We start from the raw sequence: 18,289 nt of genomic DNA on the forward strand, positions 1-18,289 counted from the left end.
GAGGACGGACATGGACTTCACGCTCTCCGACGAGCAGCAGATGTTTGCCGAAACCGCGCGCACGCTGCTGGGCGATACCTGCACGCCCGATCACTGGCGCAAGATGATGGAACAGGGCGTGGCGTTTGAGCCTGCGCGCTGGGCGCAGATTGTCGAGAACGGATTTACGCTGCTGCTGCTGCCCGAGGCGGCAGGCGGCATGGGCCTTGGTGAACTAGACCTTGCGCTGATCGCGCGCGAGGCGGGTTATGTTGCGTTGCCTGAACCGCTGGTGGAAAGCGCGGGCGTCGGCACGCCGCTGCTGGCGGCACTTGCGCCAGATCATCCGGCATTGGCTGATCCTGCCGCTATCATCGCGGTGGCTCCGGCAATCAATCCGGTGGTGGCCAATGCCGATATTGCGACCGGCATCCTGATCGAAAAGGACGGCCGTGCTTTCGTTATCACGCCAGACAAGGCGCGCCTGACCCCGGCTGAAACGATTGACCCCTTCCGTCGTCTGTTCCGCATCGAATGGGATGAAAGCCAAGCGCAAGACCTTGGCCCTGCTAACTGGACGCTGGCGCTGGACCGGGCCAGCCTGTTCGCGGCGGCACAGGGCGTTGGCCTTGCCCAGCGCGCGGTCGATCTGGCCGTTGCTTATGCGCAGGAACGCACGCAGTTCGGCAAGCCCATCGGATCGTATCAAGCGGTAAAGCACCACCTGTCGAGCGCGCAGGTGGCCATCGAATTTGCCCGGCCCGTGGTGCTGGCGGCAGCGGCAGAGATTGCCAATGGCGATGTTCAATCGCGCGCCCGTGTGTCTGAAGCCAAGATCGTCGCGCTGGAAGCTGCCGAAAAGGCCGCGCGCGCATCGATCCAGGTGCATGGCGCGATGGGCTATTCATGGGAAGTGGACGTCCACCTGTTCCTCAAGCGCGCACTGGCGCTGAAGCAGGCTTGGGGTACGCCCGCCTTCCACCGCAATCGCATCGCCACCCGCGTCTTCACCCAGCCCGTCGGGGCTGATCAGACCTTTGCCCGCGAGATGACCCAGGACGAGAACGAACATGCCTGAAGCCTATATCGTCGATGCCGTCCGCGCGCCTGTGGGGCGCAAGAAAGGCAGCCTTGCGCATATCCATCCGGCTGATCTTGCCGCGCATCCCATCCGCGAACTGATGGCGCGCCACCAGTTCGATTCCGCGCTGGTCGAAGATGTGGTGTGGGGCTGCACAGAAACCATCGGCGGGCAGGCGGGCGACATTGGCCGCACCGCATGGCTGGCGGCAGGGTTGGCCGAAGACGTGCCCGGCGTGACGATCGATCGCCAGTGCGGATCGGCGCAACAGGCCGTCCACTTTGCCGCGCAGGGCGTGATGAGCGGGACGCAGGACATTGTGGTGGCGGGCGGCAGTCAGGCGATGAACCGCATCCCGATCATGGCGGCGATGACGGCGGGCGCGGCCTATGGCTTTGAAAGCCCGTTCACCGGGGCAAAGGGCTGGGACGCGCGCTATGGCGATGAAGAGGTGAACCAGATCCGTTCGGCGGAAATGATCGCTGAAAAGTGGCAGATCAGCCGCGAGGAAATGGACGCCTTCGCCTTTGAAAGCCATCGCCGCGCACAGCACGCCACCGAACAGGGCTGGTTCAGGAACGAGATCGTGGCGCTGGAAGGGCTGGACCGTGACGAGACGATCCGCCCCGGCACCACGCTTGAAGGGCTCGCCAGCCTGACCCCCGTGCGTGAGGGCGGACGGATTACCGCAGGCAATGCCAGCCAGAACAGTGATTGCGCCGCCGCGCTGCTGATCGTCAGCGAACGTGCGCTGAAGGAGCACAACCTCAAGCCGCGCGCACGCATCCACCATATGTCGGTTCGCGCCGACAACCCGGTGTGGATGCTGACCGGGCCGATCCCGGCCACGCGCTATGCCATGCAGAAATCGGGCATGAAGCTGTCCGACATCGACCTGTTCGAATGCAACGAGGCTTTCGCCTCCGTGCCGATGGCATGGATGAAGGAACTGGATATCCCGCATGAAAAGGTGAACGTGGCTGGCGGCGCGATTGCGCTGGGCCATCCCATCGGATCGACCGGGGCCAAGCTGATGACGACGCTGCTGAACGCGCTGGAACGCACCGGCGGGCGTTATGGCCTGCAAACCATGTGCGAAGGCGGCGGGCAGGCCAACGTAACCATCATCGAGCGGCTTTGACGCGATGGGGGCCGCCACCGCCATCGCCAACCTGATCTATCGCTACGCCGAACTGATGGACGCAGGCGAACTGGAGCAAGTGGCAGCACTGTTTTCCCACGCGCGGGTAACGCTGGGCGGCGGGCAGGTGGTGGAAGGCGCAGCGCCGATGCTGGCGCAGTGGCAGGCGTTCGTGCGCATCTATCCGTGCGGCACGCCGCGCACGCGCCACGTCATCACCAACCCCATCGTCGAGGTGGATGAGGTGGCGGGCATCGCAAGCTGCCGGTCTGTCTATACCGTGTTCCAGCAGACGCCCGACCTGCCGCTGCAGGCCATTGCGTCGGGCCGCTATCACGACAGTTTTGCGCGCGTTGAGGGAGCATGGCGCTTTGCCACGCGCGATTATTCGATGCTCGATTACACCGGCGATCTTTCGCAGCACCTGCTGCTTGCCGTCGGCTGACAACATTTCAGGGAGGCTCCTTTGGGCATTTGCGAAAACCGCACCGTCATCATTACAGGCGCCGCAGGCGGGCTTGGCCGCGCTTATGCGCTGGCGTTCGGCGCGGAAGGCGCGAACGTGGTGGTGAACGATATCGGCACGTCGCTGGGCGGTGACGGACGCGATACCAGCGCGGCTGACGCTGTTGTGGCAGAGATCGTTGCGGCGGGCGGCAAGGCCATCGCCAATTATGAGGATATCACCGACTGGGACGCCGCTGGCCGTATCGTAGAGGCCGCTCTGGCCGCGTTCGGTGACCTTCATGTCGTGGTCAACAACGCAGGCATCGTGCGCGATCGCATGTTCGTTTCGGCCACGGTGGAAGAGTGGGATGCCACGATGCACGTCCACTTGCGCGGCCACTTCTGCATTGCACGCCACGCAGTCAATTACTGGCGCGCCAAGCAGAAGGACGGGCGCGATCCGGATGCGCGCATCATCAACACGTCGAGCGGCGCGGGGCTGCAAGGCTCCATCGCGCAGGCGGCCTATTCCACCGCCAAGGGCGGCATCGCATCGCTGACGCTAGTGCAGGCGGCAGAACTGGGCCGCTATGGCATCACCGCCAACGCGCTGGCCCCGTCTGCCCGCACGCGGATGACCGAAGGTGCCTTTGCCGACAAGATGAAGGCGGTGGACGATGGCTTTGATGTGATGGACCCGGCCAATGTCGCCCCCACCGTGGTGTGGCTGGGCAGCAGCGCCAGCGCCCATGTTTCGGGCTGCGTTTTCGAACTCGAAGGCGGCAAGATCATGCTGGAAGATGGCTGGCGCGAAGGGCCGTTCGTCGATCAGCAGGCCCGCTGGGAACCGGGAGACGTTGGTGCGGCGGTCGACCGTCTGCTGGCCGAACGGGTGCCACCGCGCAAGGTCTGGGGCACCGCCTGACAACTGCCTGAACCGGGAAAGACTGACATGGAATTTGCATTCACCGAAGAACAGGCAATGATCGCGGAAACCGCCCGCGCCTTTTTTGCCGAAAACGCCACAAGCGAACGCACGAGGCTGGCGATGGCCGCCGATGGCATCGACCGCGACTTGTGGAACAGCTTCTGCACTGAACTGGGCCTTGCAGGCATTGGTGTGCCCGAAGACATGGGCGGGGTAGGCCTTGGCATGGTGGAGTTTGCGCTGATTGCCGAAGCGGCAGGCGCGCAAGTTGCCGCGCTGCCACTGCTGGGCAACGCCCGCGCCGCCCATGCGCTGGTGGCAGGCGGAACCGATGCGCAGCGCACCCGCTGGCTGCCCGCACTGGTGGCGGGAGAAAGCATCGCGACAAGCGCATGGTCGGATGATTTCACAGCAGGCGAAGGAACGCTGAACGGCACTTTCCGCTTTGCCCCGCACGGCGGCAGCGCTGATCTGCTGGTGCTGACAGCTGGAGACAAGTGCTGGCTGGTTCAGGCCAGTGCGCCCGGCGTCACGGTGGTTCAGCATGTAACGATGGACCAGACCCGCCCGCTGGCCACGATCACGCTGGACAATGCGCCCGCCGAACCTTTCGCAGACCATGCCGCGGCGCTTCATGCCCTGCATGTCACAGGTTGGCTGTGCCTTGCCGCCGAAGCGCTGGGCGGGGCGCAGGCCGCGCTTGACCGCACCGTGGCCTATTCGAAGGAGCGCGTGCAGTTCGGGCGTCAGATCGGATCGTTTCAGGCCTACAAGCACCGTCTGGCCGACATGATGATCGAGATCGAACAGGCACGCTCCGCCGTCTATTGGGCCGCGTGTGCCGTGGACGAAGGCAGCGACGAAGCGCAATTGGCGCTGCATTCGGCCAAGGCGTTCTGCGCCGATACGTTCCACATGTGCGCAGGCAACATGATCCAGTTGCACGGTGGCATCGGCTTCACGTGGGAACATGACGCGCACCTGTTCTTCAAGCGCGCGCGGTCGATTTCCTCGATGCTTGGCGACAGCCAGTGGCACCGCGAACAGATCGCCGCGATGGTGCTGGGAGTGGCCGCGTGAAACTTGGCTTTTCGGCTGAGGATGAGGCGTTCCGTGCCGAGTGCGCCGGCTGGCTGCAGGCGCAGATGGCTGGACCCTTTGCCGATATCCGGGGCATCCCCAACCTGTGCGATGCCATCCCACGGCGCAAGGAGTGGGAACAGCAGCTTGCCGCCCACAAGTGGTCGTGCATCGGCTGGCCGGCGCAATGGGGTGGCCGCGATGCCACGCTGGCGCAGCAGGTGATCTTTGCCGAGGAATACGCCCGCGCAGGTGCACCGAACCGCATCAACCACATCGGTGTGGAACTGGCCGGGCCGACGATCCTTGCCTTCGGGACCGAGGAACAGAAGGCGCGCTATCTGCCCGGTATCGCAGCGGGCATGCAGATCTGGTGCCAGGGCTATTCCGAACCCAACGCCGGGTCTGACCTTGCCAACGTAAAGACCAGGGCGCGGCTCGTGGAGGGACAGTGGGAGGTCAATGGCCAGAAGGTCTGGACCAGCCTTGCGCACTATTCCGACATGATCTTCGTCGTCGCACGCAGCGAAGAGGGGTCGGTGGGGCCAAAGGGCCTGTCATTCCTGCTGATGGACATGGACCAGCCCGGCATCGACGTGCGGCCCATCGGCCAGATGAACGGCGAGGCAGAGTTCAACGAGACGTTCCTGACCGACGCGCGCTGCGCCGCAGACGCCATGCTGGGCGCGCGGGGCGATGGCTGGAAAGTTGCGATGGCGCTGCTGGCGTTCGAACGCGGGGTATCCACGCTGGGCCAGCAAATGCAGTTCCGCAACGAACTGGACGCGGTTATCGCTGCGGCGAAGACGGGCGGGAAGGCCAGTGATCCCGTGATCCGCCAGCGCCTTGCCACGGCGGAAATCGGGCTGCGGCTGATGCGCTATGGCGCACTGCGGATGCTGTCGAACGCCGATCTTTCCGCCATCGATGGCGCGGCGCTGACCTACAAGATCCAGTGGGCCACCTGGCGGCGCGATCTTGGCGAACTGGCGATGGACGTGCTGGGGCAGGCGGGCGAACTTGCCGAAAGCAGCGAATACGCATGGAGCGCTCTGCCCAACATGTATCTCTTCAGCCGGTCCGACACGATCTACGGCGGCACCAACCAGATCCAGCGCAACCTGATCGCAGAACGCGGTCTGGGTCTACCGCGCGAACCACGAGGCCAAGCATGACCGTTCCCGTACCCGCCTATCCCACGCCATTGGGGATGCTGAAAGGCAAGACCGTGGTGGTCACCGCCGCCGCAGGAACCGGCATCGGCTTTGCCGTGGCCAAGCGTGCCGCGGAAGAAGGCGCGCGCGTTCTGATCAGCGATTTCCACGAACGCCGTCTGGGCGAAGCGGCAGACCGTATCGCCGCCGAAGTGGGATGCGAACGGCCCGCCACGTTCGTCTGCGATGTGACCAGCGAAGACGCGGTGCAGGCGTTGCGCGATGCGGCGCTGGCCGCGCTCGGCAAGGTCGATGTGCTGATCAACAACGCCGGGCTGGGCGGCGAGGTCGATGTCGTGGACATGACCGACGACCAGTGGAACCGCGTACTGGACGTAACGCTGACCAGCCTGTTCCGCATGACCCGCGCTTTCCTGCCTTCGATGTATGCGAACAAGTCTGGCGTGATGGTCAACAATGCGTCGGTACTGGGCTGGCGCGCGCAAAAGGGGCAGGCGCATTATGCCGCTGCCAAAGCGGGCGTCATGGCCTTCACCCGCTGCGCCGCGCTGGAAGCGGCGGACCACGGCGTGCGCATCAATGCGGTGGCCCCAAGCCTTGCGATGCACCCGTTCCTTGCCAAGGTTACCACCGAGGAACGCCTTGCCGAACTGGTCAAGACCGAAGCCTATGGCCGCCCCGCCGAAGTGTGGGAAGTGGCCAACGTGATGCTGTTTCTGGCCAGCGATCTGTCGTCTTACATGACCGGCGAAATCGTGCCCGTTTCCAGCCAGAGGGCTTGAGGGATGACCGCAGTGTTCCAGAAGCCCGCCGACCTGATCGGCAAGGAAGGCATGAAGCTGGGGCCGACCGACTGGCTGGCGATCGAGCAGGACCGTGTTGATGGCTTTGCCGAAGTAACCGGCGACCATCAGTGGATTCACGTCGATGTGGAACGCGCGCAGGCCGGGCCGTTCGGCGGCACCATCGCCCACGGTTATCTGACGATGAGCCTGGTCAACTATTTCCTGCCGCAACTGATCGAGGTGCGCGGTTTTGCCCATGCGGTGAACGTGGGGGCGGACCGGCTGCGCTTCCTGTCCCCGGTCAAGGTCGGTAGCCGCATTCGCGGCGCCGGCGAGATCGTCTCTGTCGAGCAAGTGAAAGGCGCGATCCAGTCGGTCGTGCGTGTGACCGTCGAGATCGAAGGGCAGGAGAAGCCCGCCTGCGTGCTCGACACCATCAGCCGCTATTTCCCGGAGTGAGAACGATGCCAGACCCCAAAGCAATGGAATCCGCCGTTCACGAATATGTCGCAGCGTTTGATGCCAATGCGCCCGAACGGGTGGTTGCGCTCTTTGCCGAAAACGCGACCGTGGAAGACCCGGTAGGCAGCCCGCAGCACGTGGGCCACGATGCGATCCGCGCGTTCTACACCGCGTCCATGCAGACCGGCGCAAAGCTGAAGCTGGATGGGCCGGTGCGGATTGCGGGCGATTACGCCGCCTTCGCTTTCAACGTCCACCTCCACTGGGACGGCACCGACAAGCGCGTCGATGTGATCGACACCTTCCGCTTCGACGATGCAGGCAAGGTTATCGAAATGCGGGCCTATTTCGGCCCATCAAACATGCACGGATTTGCCTGAGCTTTCGGGCCACGAGAGGATTTGACATGCGCGAAGCAGCCATCGTTTCAACCGCCCGCACCGGCGTGGGCAAGGCCTATCGCGGTGCCTTCAACGACACCGAAGCCCCCGTGCTGTCCGCACACGTCGTCAACGCCGCGCTCGACCGCGCAGGCATCGATCCGGCGCGGGTGGATGATGTCTATCTGGGCGTTGGCAACCACTGGAACACGCAAAGCTACAACCTTGGCCGGTTGACGGTGCATGGATCGAACCTGCCCGATACCACGGCGGGCTTCACGCTGGACCGCAAGTGTTCATCGGGCCTCAATGCCATCGCGCTCGCCGCGCGGGGTATCATGTGCAACGAGATCGACGTGGCCGTGGCGGGCGGCATGGAAAGCATTTCGCTCACCATCAACAAACACGCCCCGCAATTCCGCAACCGTTCGGAATTCATCAAGGCGGCCGATCCTTACGCCTATATGGCGATGATCGAGACGGCAGAAATCGTGGCGGAACGCTATGGCGTGAGCCGCGAGGCGCAGGACCGGTTTGCGGCTCTTTCGCAGGAACGTGCCGCCGCCGCGCAGGCCGCAGGCAAGTTCGATGACGAGATCGTGCCGATCACCGTCACCAAGGCCCTGTTCGACAAGGAGGGCAACGAGACGGGGAAGGAAGACGTTACCCTCACCAAGGACGAAGGCGTGCGCGCTGGCACCACCTACGAAGCGCTGGCGGGCCTCAAGCCGGTGTTCAAGAACGGCCAGGTGATCGCAGAGGGCAAGCATGTGACCGCTGGCAACGCCAGCCAGCTTTCCGATGGCGCTTCGGCGCAAGTGCTGATGGACCTTGATACTGCGCGCGCCGAAGGCCGCCCGGTTCTGGGCATCTATCGCGGATTTCAGGTCGCGGGCTGCGGTGCGGACGAGATGGGCATCGGCCCGGTCTTCGCGATCCCCAAGCTGCTGGACCGTACAGGCCTGAAGATCGACGATATCGGCCTGTTTGAAATCAACGAAGCCTTCGCCAGCCAGGCGGTCTATTGCCAGCAGAAGCTGGAGATCGATCCTGACAGGCTGAACGTCAACGGCGGCGGCATCGCCATCGGCCATCCTTTCGGGATGACGGGTTCACGTCTGGTTGGCCACGCGCTGATCGAAGGCAGGCGGCGCGGGGTGAAATACGTGGTCGTTTCGATGTGCGTGGCGGGCGGCATGGGCGCTGCCGGTCTGTTCGAAGTCGCCTGAGCGGATAGAGAGGCACACCCGCGATGACCGAGGCGATGGGCAACTGGCCCCGCACAATTCCCGGCGCGGCCAAGGCGGCGGCGGAGCAATGGCCCGATGTGCCGGGGCTGATCGTCGGGGATCGAACCTGGACGTTTGCCGAACTCTGGGCCGATGCCCGCAGCTCTGCTTCGGCCATGCTGGCCAGCGGCGTAAGCCACGGGGACCGCATTGCGATCTGGGCGCCCAATACGCGCGAATGGATATTGGCTGCGCTGGGCGCGCAAGCGGTGGGCGCAACAATCGTGCCGATGAACACCCGCTTCAAGGGGCACGAGGCAGCGGACATTCTGCGCCGTGCCAGCGTGAAGCTGCTGTTCGCCCCGGCAGACTTCCTCAATCAGGACTATGCCACGCTGATCGCGGGCGAAGACCTGCCCGACCTTGCCGAAACGATCCATCTCGACCGCGATTTCGACGCTTTCGTCGCACGCGGAAAGGGGGCGGATGATCCGGCGGTAGATGCCGCTTTCGCGCAGGTTGGCCCGGACGACATCTGCGATATCATCTTCACGTCGGGCACCACCGGCAGGCCCAAGGGCGCGCTGACCGCGCATTGTCAGGCCACCCAGATCTTCGGGGACTGGGCCGTGCGCGTCGATCTGCGGCCGGGCGACCGCTACCTGATCGTCAATCCGTTCTTCCACACCTTCGGCTACAAGGCGGGCTGGTCTGCCTGTCTTGTACGCGGGGCAACGATCGTGCCGATGGCGACCTTCGACGTGGGCGCGATGGTGCGCCAGATCGAAGAAAACCGCATCACTTTCATCCCCGGCCCGCCAACGATCTATCAATCACTGCTTCAGGAACTGGCGGGCGACAAGCCGCGCGATTTTTCCTCGCTGCGCGTGGCCGTGACAGGCGCCGCGCCCGTACCGCCGGTTCTGGTAGAACGGATGCGGGCGGAACTGGGCATGTCGAACATCGTCAACGGCTATGGCATGACCGAATGCGGCTGCATCGCCATGACCCGGCAGGGCGACGATGCCGAAACCATTGCCAACACCTGCGGTTACCCTTTGCCCGGCACCGAAGTCCGCTGCGTGGACGAGAACGGGCAGGACATGCCAACCGGCGAGGCGGGCGAATTGTGGGTGCGCGGCCAGGGCGTGATGCGGGGCTATCTTGATGATCCCGCCGCCACTGCCGAGGCGATTGACGCCGATGGCTGGCTGCATACCGGCGATATCGGAACCATTGATGCCAAAGGCTATCTCAAGATCACCGACCGCAAGAAGGACATGTTCATCTGCGGTGGCTTCAATGTCTATCCGGCTGAAATCGAAGCGATCCTTGCCAAACATCCGGCAATTGCACAGGCCGCAGTCATCGGCATTGCCGATGAACGCATGGGCGAACTGGGCAAGGCTTTCGTCGTGCTGCGGGCAGGCGCAGAAGCGCCAAGTGAAGCTGATCTCATTGTCTGGTCGCGTGAGAATATGGCCAATTACAAAGTGCCACGCACTTTTGCGATCCTGCCCGAACTTCCACGGAACGCGGCGGGCAAAGTGCTGAAAACAGACCTGCGCTAACATACACATACAGGAGAGAGCGATGCAGCGTTTCAACGGAAAGGTGGCGCTGGTCACAGGTGCCGCTTCGGGCATTGGCCGCGCCGCAGCCATCCGCTTTGCGCAGGAAGGCGCGCGTGTGTTCTGCGCCGATCTCAACCTGGCGGGGGCAGAGGCGGTTGCGGCGGAGATCGGCAATGGTGCGGTTGCCGTGCAGGTGGACGTGGCCGACTACGCCAGCAATCAGGCAATGGTCGCCAAAGTGATCGTAGAGGCGGGCACGCTCGACGCCGCATTTCTCAACGCGGGGCTTTATGGCGCGGCAGAGGGGTTGGACACAGTGGACGAGGCGCTGTTCGACCGGCTGATAGCCGTAAACCTCAAAGGCGCATTCAACGGGGTCAAGGCCGTGCAGCCGGTCATCGCGCAAGGTGGGGCCGTGGTGGTCACCGCATCGGCGGCAGGCGTGGTGGGCCATCCCGGCAACCCGGCCTACAGCGCGGCGAAGCATGGCGTGGTGGGGCTGGTGAAGTCCTGTGTCGATGCCTTTGCCGTGCGCGGCGCGCGGATCAATGCGCTGTGTCCGGGCGGCGTGGAAACGCCGCTGATCGGCGCGCCCGATGTGGCGATGGTGGACCCGCAGGACATGTCACGCGTGCCGCTGCGTGGCATGGGCAGCGCGCAGCACGTGGCGGAAGTGGCGCTATGGCTATGCAGCCCCGCCGCCGGTTTCATCACCGGACAGGCTCAGGTTCTCGACGCCGCGCTGCTTTCCACTTTCGCTCCTGTCATGCTGCCCGTCGGCCCCTGAGGCATGAGCCGGGTTCCCACACAAGCCGCGATGAAGGCCACGCTTCAGGCCTATGTCGACCGGATCAACGCGGGCGACGCTGCGGGGGTAACAGCGCTGTTCGCGCCCGATGCCGTGATCGAAGACCCCATCGGATCGACCCCGCACACCGGGGAAGCCATCGCTGCATGGTTCGCAGATACCGTCGCCTACCAGACCCGCATCACCCCCGTTGCACCCCATCGCGGATCGCATGGCGATGAAGCGCTGCTGGTGTTCGATGTGGAGTTCACTCCGCCGGGGGGTGAACGGCTGCGCATCCGTTCAGCCGACGCCTGCCGGTTCGACACTGCAGGCCGGATCACCAGCTTGCGCGCGTTCTGGGGACCGGACGATATTGGCCCCGCAGAAAGTTAGTCGTCGTCAGCAACCACTTCCGGCTTGGTGATCTTGGCCATGCGGGCGTTGTACTTCACGGTCTTCACCGCGATCGACGTTTCCACATGATGCACGCCATCCACCGCAAGGATCTTGTCCGAAGCCAGCTCCACCAGCGCGTCCAGATCGTCGATCAGGCACATGGCGGTGATGTTGAACTGGCCCATCGTGATCAGCACGGCGTTGACGGTGGGGATGTCCGAAATCACCTGCGCCACTTCGCGCACGCGGTTGACCTCTGCCTGCACGTTGATGAAGGCAAGGCGGGCGCGCTGTTCGATCTGGAAGCCGGTGATCGCGGTGAAGGCGATCAGCCCGTCCTGCTGCAGACGCTTGATGCGCCCGCGCACGGTGCCTTCGGTCACGCCGAGTTCGGCGGCAATGCGCCGGTTGGAAACGCGCGCGTCGCGGCCAAGCATGTCGACCAGTTGCGTGTCGAGCGTGTCGAGCTGGGGGACTGCCACGGCGGTTATGCCTTTCCTTCGATCGGGGCGACGTCAAACTGATACTTGATGATGTCGACCACGATGGCCGGCGTCAGCGTGCGAATGCCATGCACGCCCGAAAGCTTGTCGAGCAGGAAGTCCGACAGGTCGTCGAAATCGTGCAGCGCCACCAGCATGTCGATATCATAGCCGCCGGTCACCATGTGGGCTGCCACCACTTCGGGCAGGGCCGCCAGTTCGCTGGCAACGTCGGACGCGGGGCGGCCATCGACCGACACCGAAATGCGCAGCAGCACGTTGAAGCCATGCGCCGAAAAGTCCGATACCGCCACCACGCGCAGCTGGTTAGCATCCTCCATCCGCCGGATGCGCGTGGATACCGTTGTCGCGGTCAACCCCAGCGTCTCGGCAATCTGCTGGTTGTTCGCGCGGCCATTGGCCCGCAATTCGCGGATGATCGCTATGTCCGTCGCGTCGAAGTTGAAAACCTGACTCATTCCACCTCACAGCATCATCTTGGCGCCATCCGGGCATGAACTGCCGATGCAATGCAGGTTTGCGCAGCCCAAGCCGGGCAGTCAACCGCGTTCTGCGCCGTTTTCCGCAAGGGAAAGGCCGATTTTGCGGACATTTTTGAATGTCATTCGCCCTGTTGCCAAGCATTTGCTTCGACGAAGCAGATTCGATGCGAATGTTTGTGCAAGCAAAAATTCGAAAACGAGGTATGAAATTTCAAATTATATAAAATATGCGTAGAGTTTAGGGATCATAAAACCATGCAAGAGAGACTGCTCAATCGCGCCATCATCGTTGTGGGCGCGGGCACGGGAATTGGTGCCGCAACGGTGGAACGCCTTTGCGCAGAAGGCGCGCGGGTTTGCGTGGCGGACGTGAACCTTGCTGCGGCGCAGGCCGTTGTCGCTCGCATGACCGATGCCGGGCACGAAGCCCATGCCATAGAGGTCGACATTGCCGATGAGCCAGCGGTCAACGCCTGCTTTGCAGAAGCCGTAACAAAGCTGGGCGGGCTGGATGGTGCGCACATCAACGCGGCAGACCTGCGCACGATCTTCCTCGATTCAGATGCGCTGTCGCTGGACATGGCCACCTTCGATCGCACCATTGCGGTCAACCTTCGCGGTCACCTGCTCTGCACGCGCGCGGCCTTGCCCCATCTGGTTGAAAGCGATCACGGCGCAATCGTCTACACCAGTTCGGGCGCGTGCATTTCGGGCGAGCCTGAGCGCCCGTCCTATGCCGCATCGAAGGGCGGGCTGAACGCGCTGATGCGCCATGTCGCCAGCAAATGGGGCAAGCAGGGCGTAACCGCCAATTGCGTGGCACCCGGTTTCGTGATGACGCCCGAAATGATCGCAGGCGGCGCGGTTCCGCCTGAATGGATCGATCACTGCATCGCCGACACCCGCAGCACCCGTCTGGGCAAGGTCGAAGACATTGCGGCAATGGTGGCCCTGCTGCTGTCGGAAGATGGCCGCTGGATCAACGGACAGGTCATCCATGTCAACGGCGGCGCGTTGCTGACGTGAAGACATAATCCTTTCGGGTGATGTGGGGCACCCCAATGAGTGGGATTGCAGTCCCATGATAACGACCACGGGTAGAGGACCAACCATGACTGCAACCACCAATCGCCCCTTGCGCCACGCCGTGATCGGGGCCGGGATGGCGGGCATCCTTGCCGCGATAAAGCTGAAACAGCGGGGTGAACACTTCGTCGTCTATGAAAAGGCGGCGAAGATCGGCGGCACCTGGCGCGAAAATCGCTATCCCGGCCTGTCGTGCGATGTGCCCGCCCACGCCTATACCTACAGCTTCGAACCCTATCCCGAATGGCAGGCCTATTATGCCACCGGCAGCGAAGTGCAGGGCTATTTCGAACAGGTGGTCGCCAAGTACCGTCTTGCCGAAGACATCCGCTTCAACAGCGAAGTAAGCGCGCTCGATTGGGATGCGGGTACAAGCCAGTGGACGGTCACACTTGCCGATGGATCGCGCGATGTGTTCGATGTGGTCATCGCCGCATCGGGCGTGCTGCACCATCCGCGTCTGCCGGATATCGAAGGGCTGAACAGCTTCGAAGGCCCCGCCTTCCACACCGCGCGCTGGGACGATACCGCCCCCATCGAAGGGGCAAAGGTCGGCCTGATCGGTTCGGGATCGACCGGCATCCAGATCGTCACCGCGATCAACAAGAAGGTCGATAAGCTGGTGCATTTCCAGCGTTCGCCGCAATGGGTCATGCCGGTGCCGCAGTTCCAATACACCGAAGAAGAGCGCGAAGCCTTCCGCCGCGATCCCGCGCTGATTGACGCGATCCGCTTTGCCGATGAATATATCGGCAATATCAAACGCTTCACCGACGCCATTACCGACATCGATGGCCCGCAGATGACGATGATCGAGGATGTTTGCCGCCAGCATTTCGAATCCTCGATCCGCGATCCCGAACTCAAGGAAAAGCTGCGCCCGAACTACCGCGCCGCGTGCAAGCGCCTGATCTATTCATGGTGCTATTACGAAGAAGTGCAGCACCCCGCCGTGTTCGTGGAAACCGGCAAAGTCGCACGGGTGGAACCCAAGGGCGTGCGCATGGCGGACGGCACTTTCCACGAACTCGACACGCTGATCCTCGCTACCGGTTTTCAGGCCGACAAGTTCATCCGCCCTGCTGGCGTCACCGGCGAAAACGGCATGACGCTGGACGCCTTCTGGGCCACCCGGCCCACCGCGCACTATGCGGTCACGCTGCCACACTTCCCCAACCTGTTCATGCTGAACGGACCGACCGGGCCAGTGGGCAACTTCTCGCTTATCGACATTGCCGAACGCCAGTGGGACTATATCGATCAGTTGATCGACCTGTTGCGCAACGGCGAAGCGGCTTCGGTCATGCCCACGGTAGAGGCGCACAATGCTTATGAAGAACGGCGGATCGCTGCTGCCAAAACCACGATCTTCGGGTCGGGCTGCACAAGCTGGTATCTTGATGCCACCGGCGTTCCGGCCAGCTGGCCGTGGTCCTATGATGCCTTTGCCGATGCGATGGCCAAGCCGGTTCTGTCGGAATATGCAATCAGGACGCTGGTAGCTGCCTGATCGGTCACGCCAGTCGCGGCATCAGTCGCGACTGGCGAAATAGCGCTCGATCACCTCTTCGGTCATGCCGATTCCGCGCAGGCAGAACCACGTTGCCTGCCGCACCAGATCATCGCCATGCACGCCATAGGGCCGCGCGGCGGGCGGCAGTCCGCCTATGGCCGCTATCATCGTGCCGACATGTTCGATGAACATCGCCGCTGCCGGAACATCCAGCGGCGTGCCTGCCAACCCGCCATCCGCCCGCGCCGAAGCATAGGCCGTTTCCATTGATGCCGCGTTGCGGCGTTGCGACCGGCGATAGATCAGGCTGGCATAGGAACCATCACCCGCAAGGCTCGCCAATGTCATGCGATGCGTATCGTAACGCGCCGGGTCGCCCGCATCGGCCACGCTGGCGGCGATGAAGCTATGGATCGCTTCGGCCAGGCCCAGCGACCCTTCGGCCTGAATGCCCTGTTCCTGCCAGCGTTCGTCCTGTTCGACGAACACCTGCCGCAACACCGCACGATAAAGCGCCAGCTTGCTGGGGAAGTGGCGATAGACAAGCGCTTCGGAAACTTTCGCCTCGCGCGCAATCTGCAGCGTCTTCGCCCCATCATAACCATGCTGCGAAAAGACCCGCCGCGCCGCCGCAACGATCTGGCTGCGGCGCTCGGCACCGGGAATGCGTGTTCTTGCCATGAACACTCACTTACTTTCGCGAGATAACGTGTCAACCGCACGAAAGCGGGGCTGTGGTGGTCAGCGATAACCTGCCAGCCACTCACCCGACAGTCAGATCATTCCGCCGCGATCCGCTGTTCCAAGGCCGTAGCGGGAATGCGCTCGGCCCAGAAAGCCCCTTCCAGATCGGTATCGACATCAACCGCGCCACGCACGCCCAGCGCCGCACGCGCTTCGTCCAGCGGCAGGTGGAAAACGGTTTCGAGCTTCTTCATGAACAGGGCGTCGCTGGCTTTGCCCACGGTCATCCCGCGTTGAATGGCATCGGTACAGGTGTCCCACACCTGCGGATAATGCAGCAGCGTCCGCACGGTATAGCGCAACGATCCGAAGATCTGGATCACGCTGAGTTCAGCGGCGAGTTCGGGATTCTGGATGAATTTGAACACGTTGGTCAGGCGATACCAATAGGGCACCAGTTCGCCCATGAAATTGAACCCGCCGCCGCACAGGATATGTTCAAAGTCATGCGTTTGGCCGGAACGGAGGTTGTAGAATTCCAGTTGGCTTTTCGGTTCGCGCCACGGCGTGATCTGGATTTCGTAGTTCCCTTCGGTAATCCATTGATAGAAAATGCCCCCCAGCGATCCGGGCGCATACTGCGCAAAATCCTCTATCGCATAGGTCGAATAGAACCCCTCGGAAAGCCATGCGTCGAGTTCGGGATTCGCCCGTCGTTCGGCGGTGAACATGTCCTCGATCGCACCGTGATCGCGCAGTTCGTCAAGGATCGGCAGGAATTCGTACATCTCCGCAGGCGGCGGCATATCCGGCCCGTTGCGGCGCAGCAGGATCATCGCCAGCCATTCGCGCAGGCGCGGATTGTTGAGGTATTTCGAGGATGAAACCAGCACGCTCGACGGCGTTTCCACGGGCATCACACCACGCGCGAGATAGGGCATGTCAGCCATCAATGTATCCTCTCTGCAGCAGGGCAATTGCTCTTTGCCATTTACCGAACGGTATCGAACCGTTCGGTAAATGGCAAGAGTGTGGATGGCCGCCCGTGCCAAGGGTGCATCACTGTGGCGGAATGCTATAGCGCAGGGGATGGACGGCCCGCCGATGACAGACCCTGATGTCGTGCCGCCCCGCGTGGCGCACCTGCTGAATGCCGCGCGGGCAGCGTTCGTTGCCGATGGCTTCGATGGCGTCAGCATCGATGCCATCGCCCGTCAGGCCGGTGTCAGCAAGGAAACGATCTACCGCTATTTCCCCGATAAGCAGGCCCTGTTCCGGGCCTCGCTTGAAGAGATGGCCAACCGTTTTGAAGCGCGCGCCCAAGCCCTGCAGCGGCGCGAGGATCTTGATGGCCTTGCGCAAGCCATCCTCGATGCGGCAGTGGATGGCGGCCTGCTCAGCCCGCTGTGGCTGGCCGCAGGGCTGGGCGGGCGTATGCCCGATTTCGCCGCCGAACTGCAAAAAGGGCAGGCCGCACGGATGGAACCGGTCCGCGAAACAATTGAGGGCATTGCCCGCACCCGTGGGATCATGCGGCCCATACCCATCGACGATGCGCTCGATTTCGGATCGCTGGCGGTGGAAGGCTCGGCGCTGCTGATGGGCTTCGCTCCACCATCGCCCGAAGACCGCCCGGCATTGGCCGCCAGGGTCGCCGCGCTGTTCGAACAGGGCATTCTCGCCATGCCCCGCAGCCCCGCGCGCGCCGGGACGCCAGCGTCCGCCCCGCAGCCCACACCGCCCATCCACCCACCGCACCTGCGCCGCCTGCTCGACACGGCCTCCGCCCACTTCCTGCGCGATGGCTATGAAGCGGCAAGTCTTGGCGCAATCGGCGCAGAAGCCAAAGTCGGTCGCGGCACCCTGTACCGCCATTTCGCGCACAAGGCCGGGCTGTTCGATGCCGCAATGCGCGATCTGGCCGCGCAAGTCGCCCGTCGCGCGCAGCCTCCCGCTCTCCCGATGGATGGCAGCGTGGACGCGGCCCTGAACGCGGCCCCGAAAGCGGCGACCCGCTACTTCGCGTCTGCCACCGCGCATCTCACCGGCCCTGCATCGATTGCCCTGCATCGCGCTACCATCGCCGCCGCACGCCGCGATCCGGCACTGGCCCGCGCGGTCCACGACGCCGTGCGCACACCGTGGATCGGGCCGTTGGCAGAATGGATTGCGCAAACCACGGGCCACACCGATGCGCAATGGCTGGCGCGACAGGGCATCGTGCTGGCCATGCAGGGCAACCGCGCCATCGCCGCAGGCCACGGCCCCGCGCCCGATGCGCTGGCTGGCCATGCGCGTCGCACCGCAACCCTGTTCCTGCACGGCTTGAACGGCTGACCGCAGCGACCGCTGCCTTGGCGCCGCGCGCCCAACCGGACACCCGCTTACTTTGAAACCGCCTGAAAGCTGCCCCCCAAGGCGCGGCAACTAGCGCCGTGCCGATTCGGCTGCGCGGCGACCCGCACATGGTCACGGAAAGCGCGGATTAATTACGCAAAAAGCGCATCTAAAATAGTCATTGCACTAATTTTGCGTAGTTGTTACTCTCCTGCCCGACAAGAAACTGAATCCGGG

The 18,289-nt window shown here is 63.3% G+C and carries 20 protein-coding genes; 16 read left to right on the top strand and 4 right to left on the bottom strand.

Annotation, left to right across the window (positions count from 1 at the left end):
- Nucleotides 1-10 precede the first annotated feature (10 nt).
- Genes ACOVQ0_RS18310 through ACOVQ0_RS18370 form a run of 13 tightly spaced genes read left to right on the top strand, consistent with a single transcriptional unit; the run spans nucleotide 11 to nucleotide 11,444 of the window.
- Nucleotides 11-1,057, top strand: coding sequence for an acyl-CoA dehydrogenase family protein (locus tag ACOVQ0_RS18310; protein WP_421887853.1), 1,047 nt, complete (start codon nucleotides 11-13; stop codon nucleotides 1,055-1,057).
- On the top strand, nucleotides 1,050-2,201 hold the full coding sequence (locus ACOVQ0_RS18315; protein WP_421887855.1) for an acetyl-CoA C-acetyltransferase: 1,152 nt from the start codon (nucleotides 1,050-1,052) through the stop codon (nucleotides 2,199-2,201). Before ACOVQ0_RS18310 ends, ACOVQ0_RS18315 begins: the two co-directional genes overlap by 8 nt.
- A 4-nt stretch (nucleotides 2,202-2,205) precedes the next feature.
- Nucleotides 2,206-2,646, top strand: a complete 441-nt coding sequence (locus ACOVQ0_RS18320) for a nuclear transport factor 2 family protein (protein ID WP_421887858.1) — start codon at nucleotides 2,206-2,208, stop codon at nucleotides 2,644-2,646.
- Nucleotides 2,647-2,667: 21 nt separating this feature from the next.
- Nucleotides 2,668-3,573 carry an SDR family oxidoreductase gene (locus ACOVQ0_RS18325; RefSeq protein ID WP_421887861.1) on the top strand — a complete coding sequence of 302 codons (906 nt, stop codon included), beginning with the start codon at nucleotides 2,668-2,670 and terminating at the stop codon, nucleotides 3,571-3,573.
- A gap of 27 nt (nucleotides 3,574-3,600) precedes the next feature.
- The gene (locus tag ACOVQ0_RS18330) at nucleotides 3,601-4,656 is read left to right on the top strand and encodes an acyl-CoA dehydrogenase family protein (protein ID WP_421887864.1); all 1,056 of its coding nucleotides are present in this window, start codon (nucleotides 3,601-3,603) and stop codon (nucleotides 4,654-4,656) included.
- Nucleotides 4,653-5,831, top strand: coding sequence for an acyl-CoA dehydrogenase family protein (locus ACOVQ0_RS18335; RefSeq protein ID WP_421887936.1), 1,179 nt, complete (start codon nucleotides 4,653-4,655; stop codon nucleotides 5,829-5,831). Before ACOVQ0_RS18330 ends, ACOVQ0_RS18335 begins: the two co-directional genes overlap by 4 nt.
- Nucleotides 5,828-6,613 (top strand): SDR family oxidoreductase, encoded by a 786-nt coding sequence (locus ACOVQ0_RS18340; protein WP_421887867.1) that lies wholly within the window; start codon nucleotides 5,828-5,830, stop codon nucleotides 6,611-6,613. The genes ACOVQ0_RS18335 and ACOVQ0_RS18340 overlap by 4 nt, the downstream gene beginning before the upstream one ends.
- Before the next feature lie 3 nt (nucleotides 6,614-6,616).
- Entirely contained in the window at nucleotides 6,617-7,075 is a 459-nt protein-coding gene (locus tag ACOVQ0_RS18345; RefSeq protein ID WP_421887870.1) for a MaoC family dehydratase, read from the top strand.
- Between the two features lie 5 nt (nucleotides 7,076-7,080).
- On the top strand, nucleotides 7,081-7,458 hold the full coding sequence (locus ACOVQ0_RS18350; protein WP_421887873.1) for a steroid Delta-isomerase: 378 nt from the start codon (nucleotides 7,081-7,083) through the stop codon (nucleotides 7,456-7,458).
- A 26-nt stretch (nucleotides 7,459-7,484) separates the two neighbouring features.
- The gene (locus ACOVQ0_RS18355) at nucleotides 7,485-8,687 is read left to right on the top strand and encodes an acetyl-CoA C-acyltransferase (protein ID WP_421887876.1); all 1,203 of its coding nucleotides are present in this window, start codon (nucleotides 7,485-7,487) and stop codon (nucleotides 8,685-8,687) included.
- Between the two features lie 23 nt (nucleotides 8,688-8,710).
- Nucleotides 8,711-10,258: a FadD3 family acyl-CoA ligase gene (locus ACOVQ0_RS18360; protein WP_421887879.1), complete on the top strand. Its 1,548-nt coding sequence runs from the start codon at nucleotides 8,711-8,713 to the stop codon at nucleotides 10,256-10,258.
- Between the two features lie 22 nt (nucleotides 10,259-10,280).
- Entirely contained in the window at nucleotides 10,281-11,048 is a 768-nt protein-coding gene (locus tag ACOVQ0_RS18365; RefSeq protein WP_421887881.1) for an SDR family NAD(P)-dependent oxidoreductase, read from the top strand.
- A gap of 3 nt (nucleotides 11,049-11,051) precedes the next feature.
- Nucleotides 11,052-11,444 (top strand): steroid Delta-isomerase, encoded by a 393-nt coding sequence (locus tag ACOVQ0_RS18370; RefSeq protein WP_421887884.1) that lies wholly within the window; start codon nucleotides 11,052-11,054, stop codon nucleotides 11,442-11,444.
- On the opposite strand, the gene ACOVQ0_RS18375 is transcribed toward ACOVQ0_RS18370, so the two are convergent.
- Together ACOVQ0_RS18375 and ACOVQ0_RS18380 are read right to left on the bottom strand one after the other, a co-directional pair.
- Nucleotides 11,441-11,929 carry an Lrp/AsnC family transcriptional regulator gene (locus ACOVQ0_RS18375; RefSeq protein WP_421887887.1) on the bottom strand — a complete coding sequence of 163 codons (489 nt, stop codon included), beginning with the start codon at nucleotides 11,927-11,929 and terminating at the stop codon, nucleotides 11,441-11,443. The genes ACOVQ0_RS18370 and ACOVQ0_RS18375 overlap by 4 nt on opposite strands.
- A 5-nt stretch (nucleotides 11,930-11,934) precedes the next feature.
- Nucleotides 11,935-12,408 (bottom strand): Lrp/AsnC family transcriptional regulator, encoded by a 474-nt coding sequence (locus ACOVQ0_RS18380; protein WP_421887889.1) that lies wholly within the window; start codon nucleotides 12,406-12,408, stop codon nucleotides 11,935-11,937.
- A gap of 279 nt (nucleotides 12,409-12,687) precedes the next feature.
- On the opposite strand from ACOVQ0_RS18380, the gene ACOVQ0_RS18385 reads away from it, so the two are divergent.
- Together ACOVQ0_RS18385 and ACOVQ0_RS18390 are read left to right on the top strand one after the other, a co-directional pair.
- Nucleotides 12,688-13,458 carry an SDR family NAD(P)-dependent oxidoreductase gene (locus tag ACOVQ0_RS18385; RefSeq protein ID WP_421887892.1) on the top strand — a complete coding sequence of 257 codons (771 nt, stop codon included), beginning with the start codon at nucleotides 12,688-12,690 and terminating at the stop codon, nucleotides 13,456-13,458.
- Nucleotides 13,459-13,543: 85 nt separating this feature from the next.
- Nucleotides 13,544-15,028, top strand: a complete 1,485-nt coding sequence (locus ACOVQ0_RS18390; protein WP_421887896.1) for a flavin-containing monooxygenase — start codon at nucleotides 13,544-13,546, stop codon at nucleotides 15,026-15,028.
- Between the two features lie 21 nt (nucleotides 15,029-15,049).
- Here ACOVQ0_RS18390 and ACOVQ0_RS18395 read toward each other — a convergent pair whose 3' ends face one another.
- Together ACOVQ0_RS18395 and ACOVQ0_RS18400 are read right to left on the bottom strand one after the other, a co-directional pair.
- Complete coding sequence (locus ACOVQ0_RS18395) at nucleotides 15,050-15,712, bottom strand: TetR/AcrR family transcriptional regulator (RefSeq protein WP_421887899.1); 663 nt, start codon at nucleotides 15,710-15,712, stop codon at nucleotides 15,050-15,052.
- Between the two features lie 98 nt (nucleotides 15,713-15,810).
- Nucleotides 15,811-16,665, bottom strand: a complete 855-nt coding sequence (locus ACOVQ0_RS18400; RefSeq protein WP_421887901.1) for a hypothetical protein — start codon at nucleotides 16,663-16,665, stop codon at nucleotides 15,811-15,813.
- Nucleotides 16,666-16,735: 70 nt separating this feature from the next.
- On the opposite strand from ACOVQ0_RS18400, the gene ACOVQ0_RS18405 reads away from it, so the two are divergent.
- Entirely contained in the window at nucleotides 16,736-18,052 is a 1,317-nt protein-coding gene (locus ACOVQ0_RS18405; RefSeq protein ID WP_421887904.1) for a TetR/AcrR family transcriptional regulator, read from the top strand.
- Nucleotides 18,053-18,289: the final 237 nt, after the last annotated feature.

Source organism: Novosphingobium sp., assembly GCF_049240505.1.
In the GTDB taxonomy this organism is placed as follows: domain Bacteria; phylum Pseudomonadota; class Alphaproteobacteria; order Sphingomonadales; family Sphingomonadaceae; genus Novosphingobium.

Coding starts and splice junctions, on each gene's coding strand:
- ACOVQ0_RS18405 (WP_421887904.1), top strand. CDS start 16,736: ATGGCAAGAGTGTGGATGGCCGCCCGTGCCAAGGGTGCATCACTGTGG.
- ACOVQ0_RS18395 (WP_421887899.1), bottom strand. CDS start 15,712: ATGGCAAGAACACGCATTCCCGGTGCCGAGCGCCGCAGCCAGATCGTT.
- ACOVQ0_RS18310 (WP_421887853.1), top strand. CDS start 11: ATGGACTTCACGCTCTCCGACGAGCAGCAGATGTTTGCCGAAACCGCG.
- ACOVQ0_RS18350 (WP_421887873.1), top strand. CDS start 7,081: ATGCCAGACCCCAAAGCAATGGAATCCGCCGTTCACGAATATGTCGCA.
- ACOVQ0_RS18345 (WP_421887870.1), top strand. CDS start 6,617: ATGACCGCAGTGTTCCAGAAGCCCGCCGACCTGATCGGCAAGGAAGGC.
- ACOVQ0_RS18355 (WP_421887876.1), top strand. CDS start 7,485: ATGCGCGAAGCAGCCATCGTTTCAACCGCCCGCACCGGCGTGGGCAAG.
- ACOVQ0_RS18330 (WP_421887864.1), top strand. CDS start 3,601: ATGGAATTTGCATTCACCGAAGAACAGGCAATGATCGCGGAAACCGCC.
- ACOVQ0_RS18390 (WP_421887896.1), top strand. CDS start 13,544: ATGACTGCAACCACCAATCGCCCCTTGCGCCACGCCGTGATCGGGGCC.
- ACOVQ0_RS18400 (WP_421887901.1), bottom strand. CDS start 16,665: ATGGCTGACATGCCCTATCTCGCGCGTGGTGTGATGCCCGTGGAAACG.
- ACOVQ0_RS18315 (WP_421887855.1), top strand. CDS start 1,050: ATGCCTGAAGCCTATATCGTCGATGCCGTCCGCGCGCCTGTGGGGCGC.
- ACOVQ0_RS18370 (WP_421887884.1), top strand. CDS start 11,052: ATGAGCCGGGTTCCCACACAAGCCGCGATGAAGGCCACGCTTCAGGCC.
- ACOVQ0_RS18320 (WP_421887858.1), top strand. CDS start 2,206: ATGGGGGCCGCCACCGCCATCGCCAACCTGATCTATCGCTACGCCGAA.
- ACOVQ0_RS18380 (WP_421887889.1), bottom strand. CDS start 12,408: ATGAGTCAGGTTTTCAACTTCGACGCGACGGACATAGCGATCATCCGC.
- ACOVQ0_RS18385 (WP_421887892.1), top strand. CDS start 12,688: ATGCAAGAGAGACTGCTCAATCGCGCCATCATCGTTGTGGGCGCGGGC.
- ACOVQ0_RS18360 (WP_421887879.1), top strand. CDS start 8,711: ATGACCGAGGCGATGGGCAACTGGCCCCGCACAATTCCCGGCGCGGCC.
- ACOVQ0_RS18365 (WP_421887881.1), top strand. CDS start 10,281: ATGCAGCGTTTCAACGGAAAGGTGGCGCTGGTCACAGGTGCCGCTTCG.
- ACOVQ0_RS18340 (WP_421887867.1), top strand. CDS start 5,828: ATGACCGTTCCCGTACCCGCCTATCCCACGCCATTGGGGATGCTGAAA.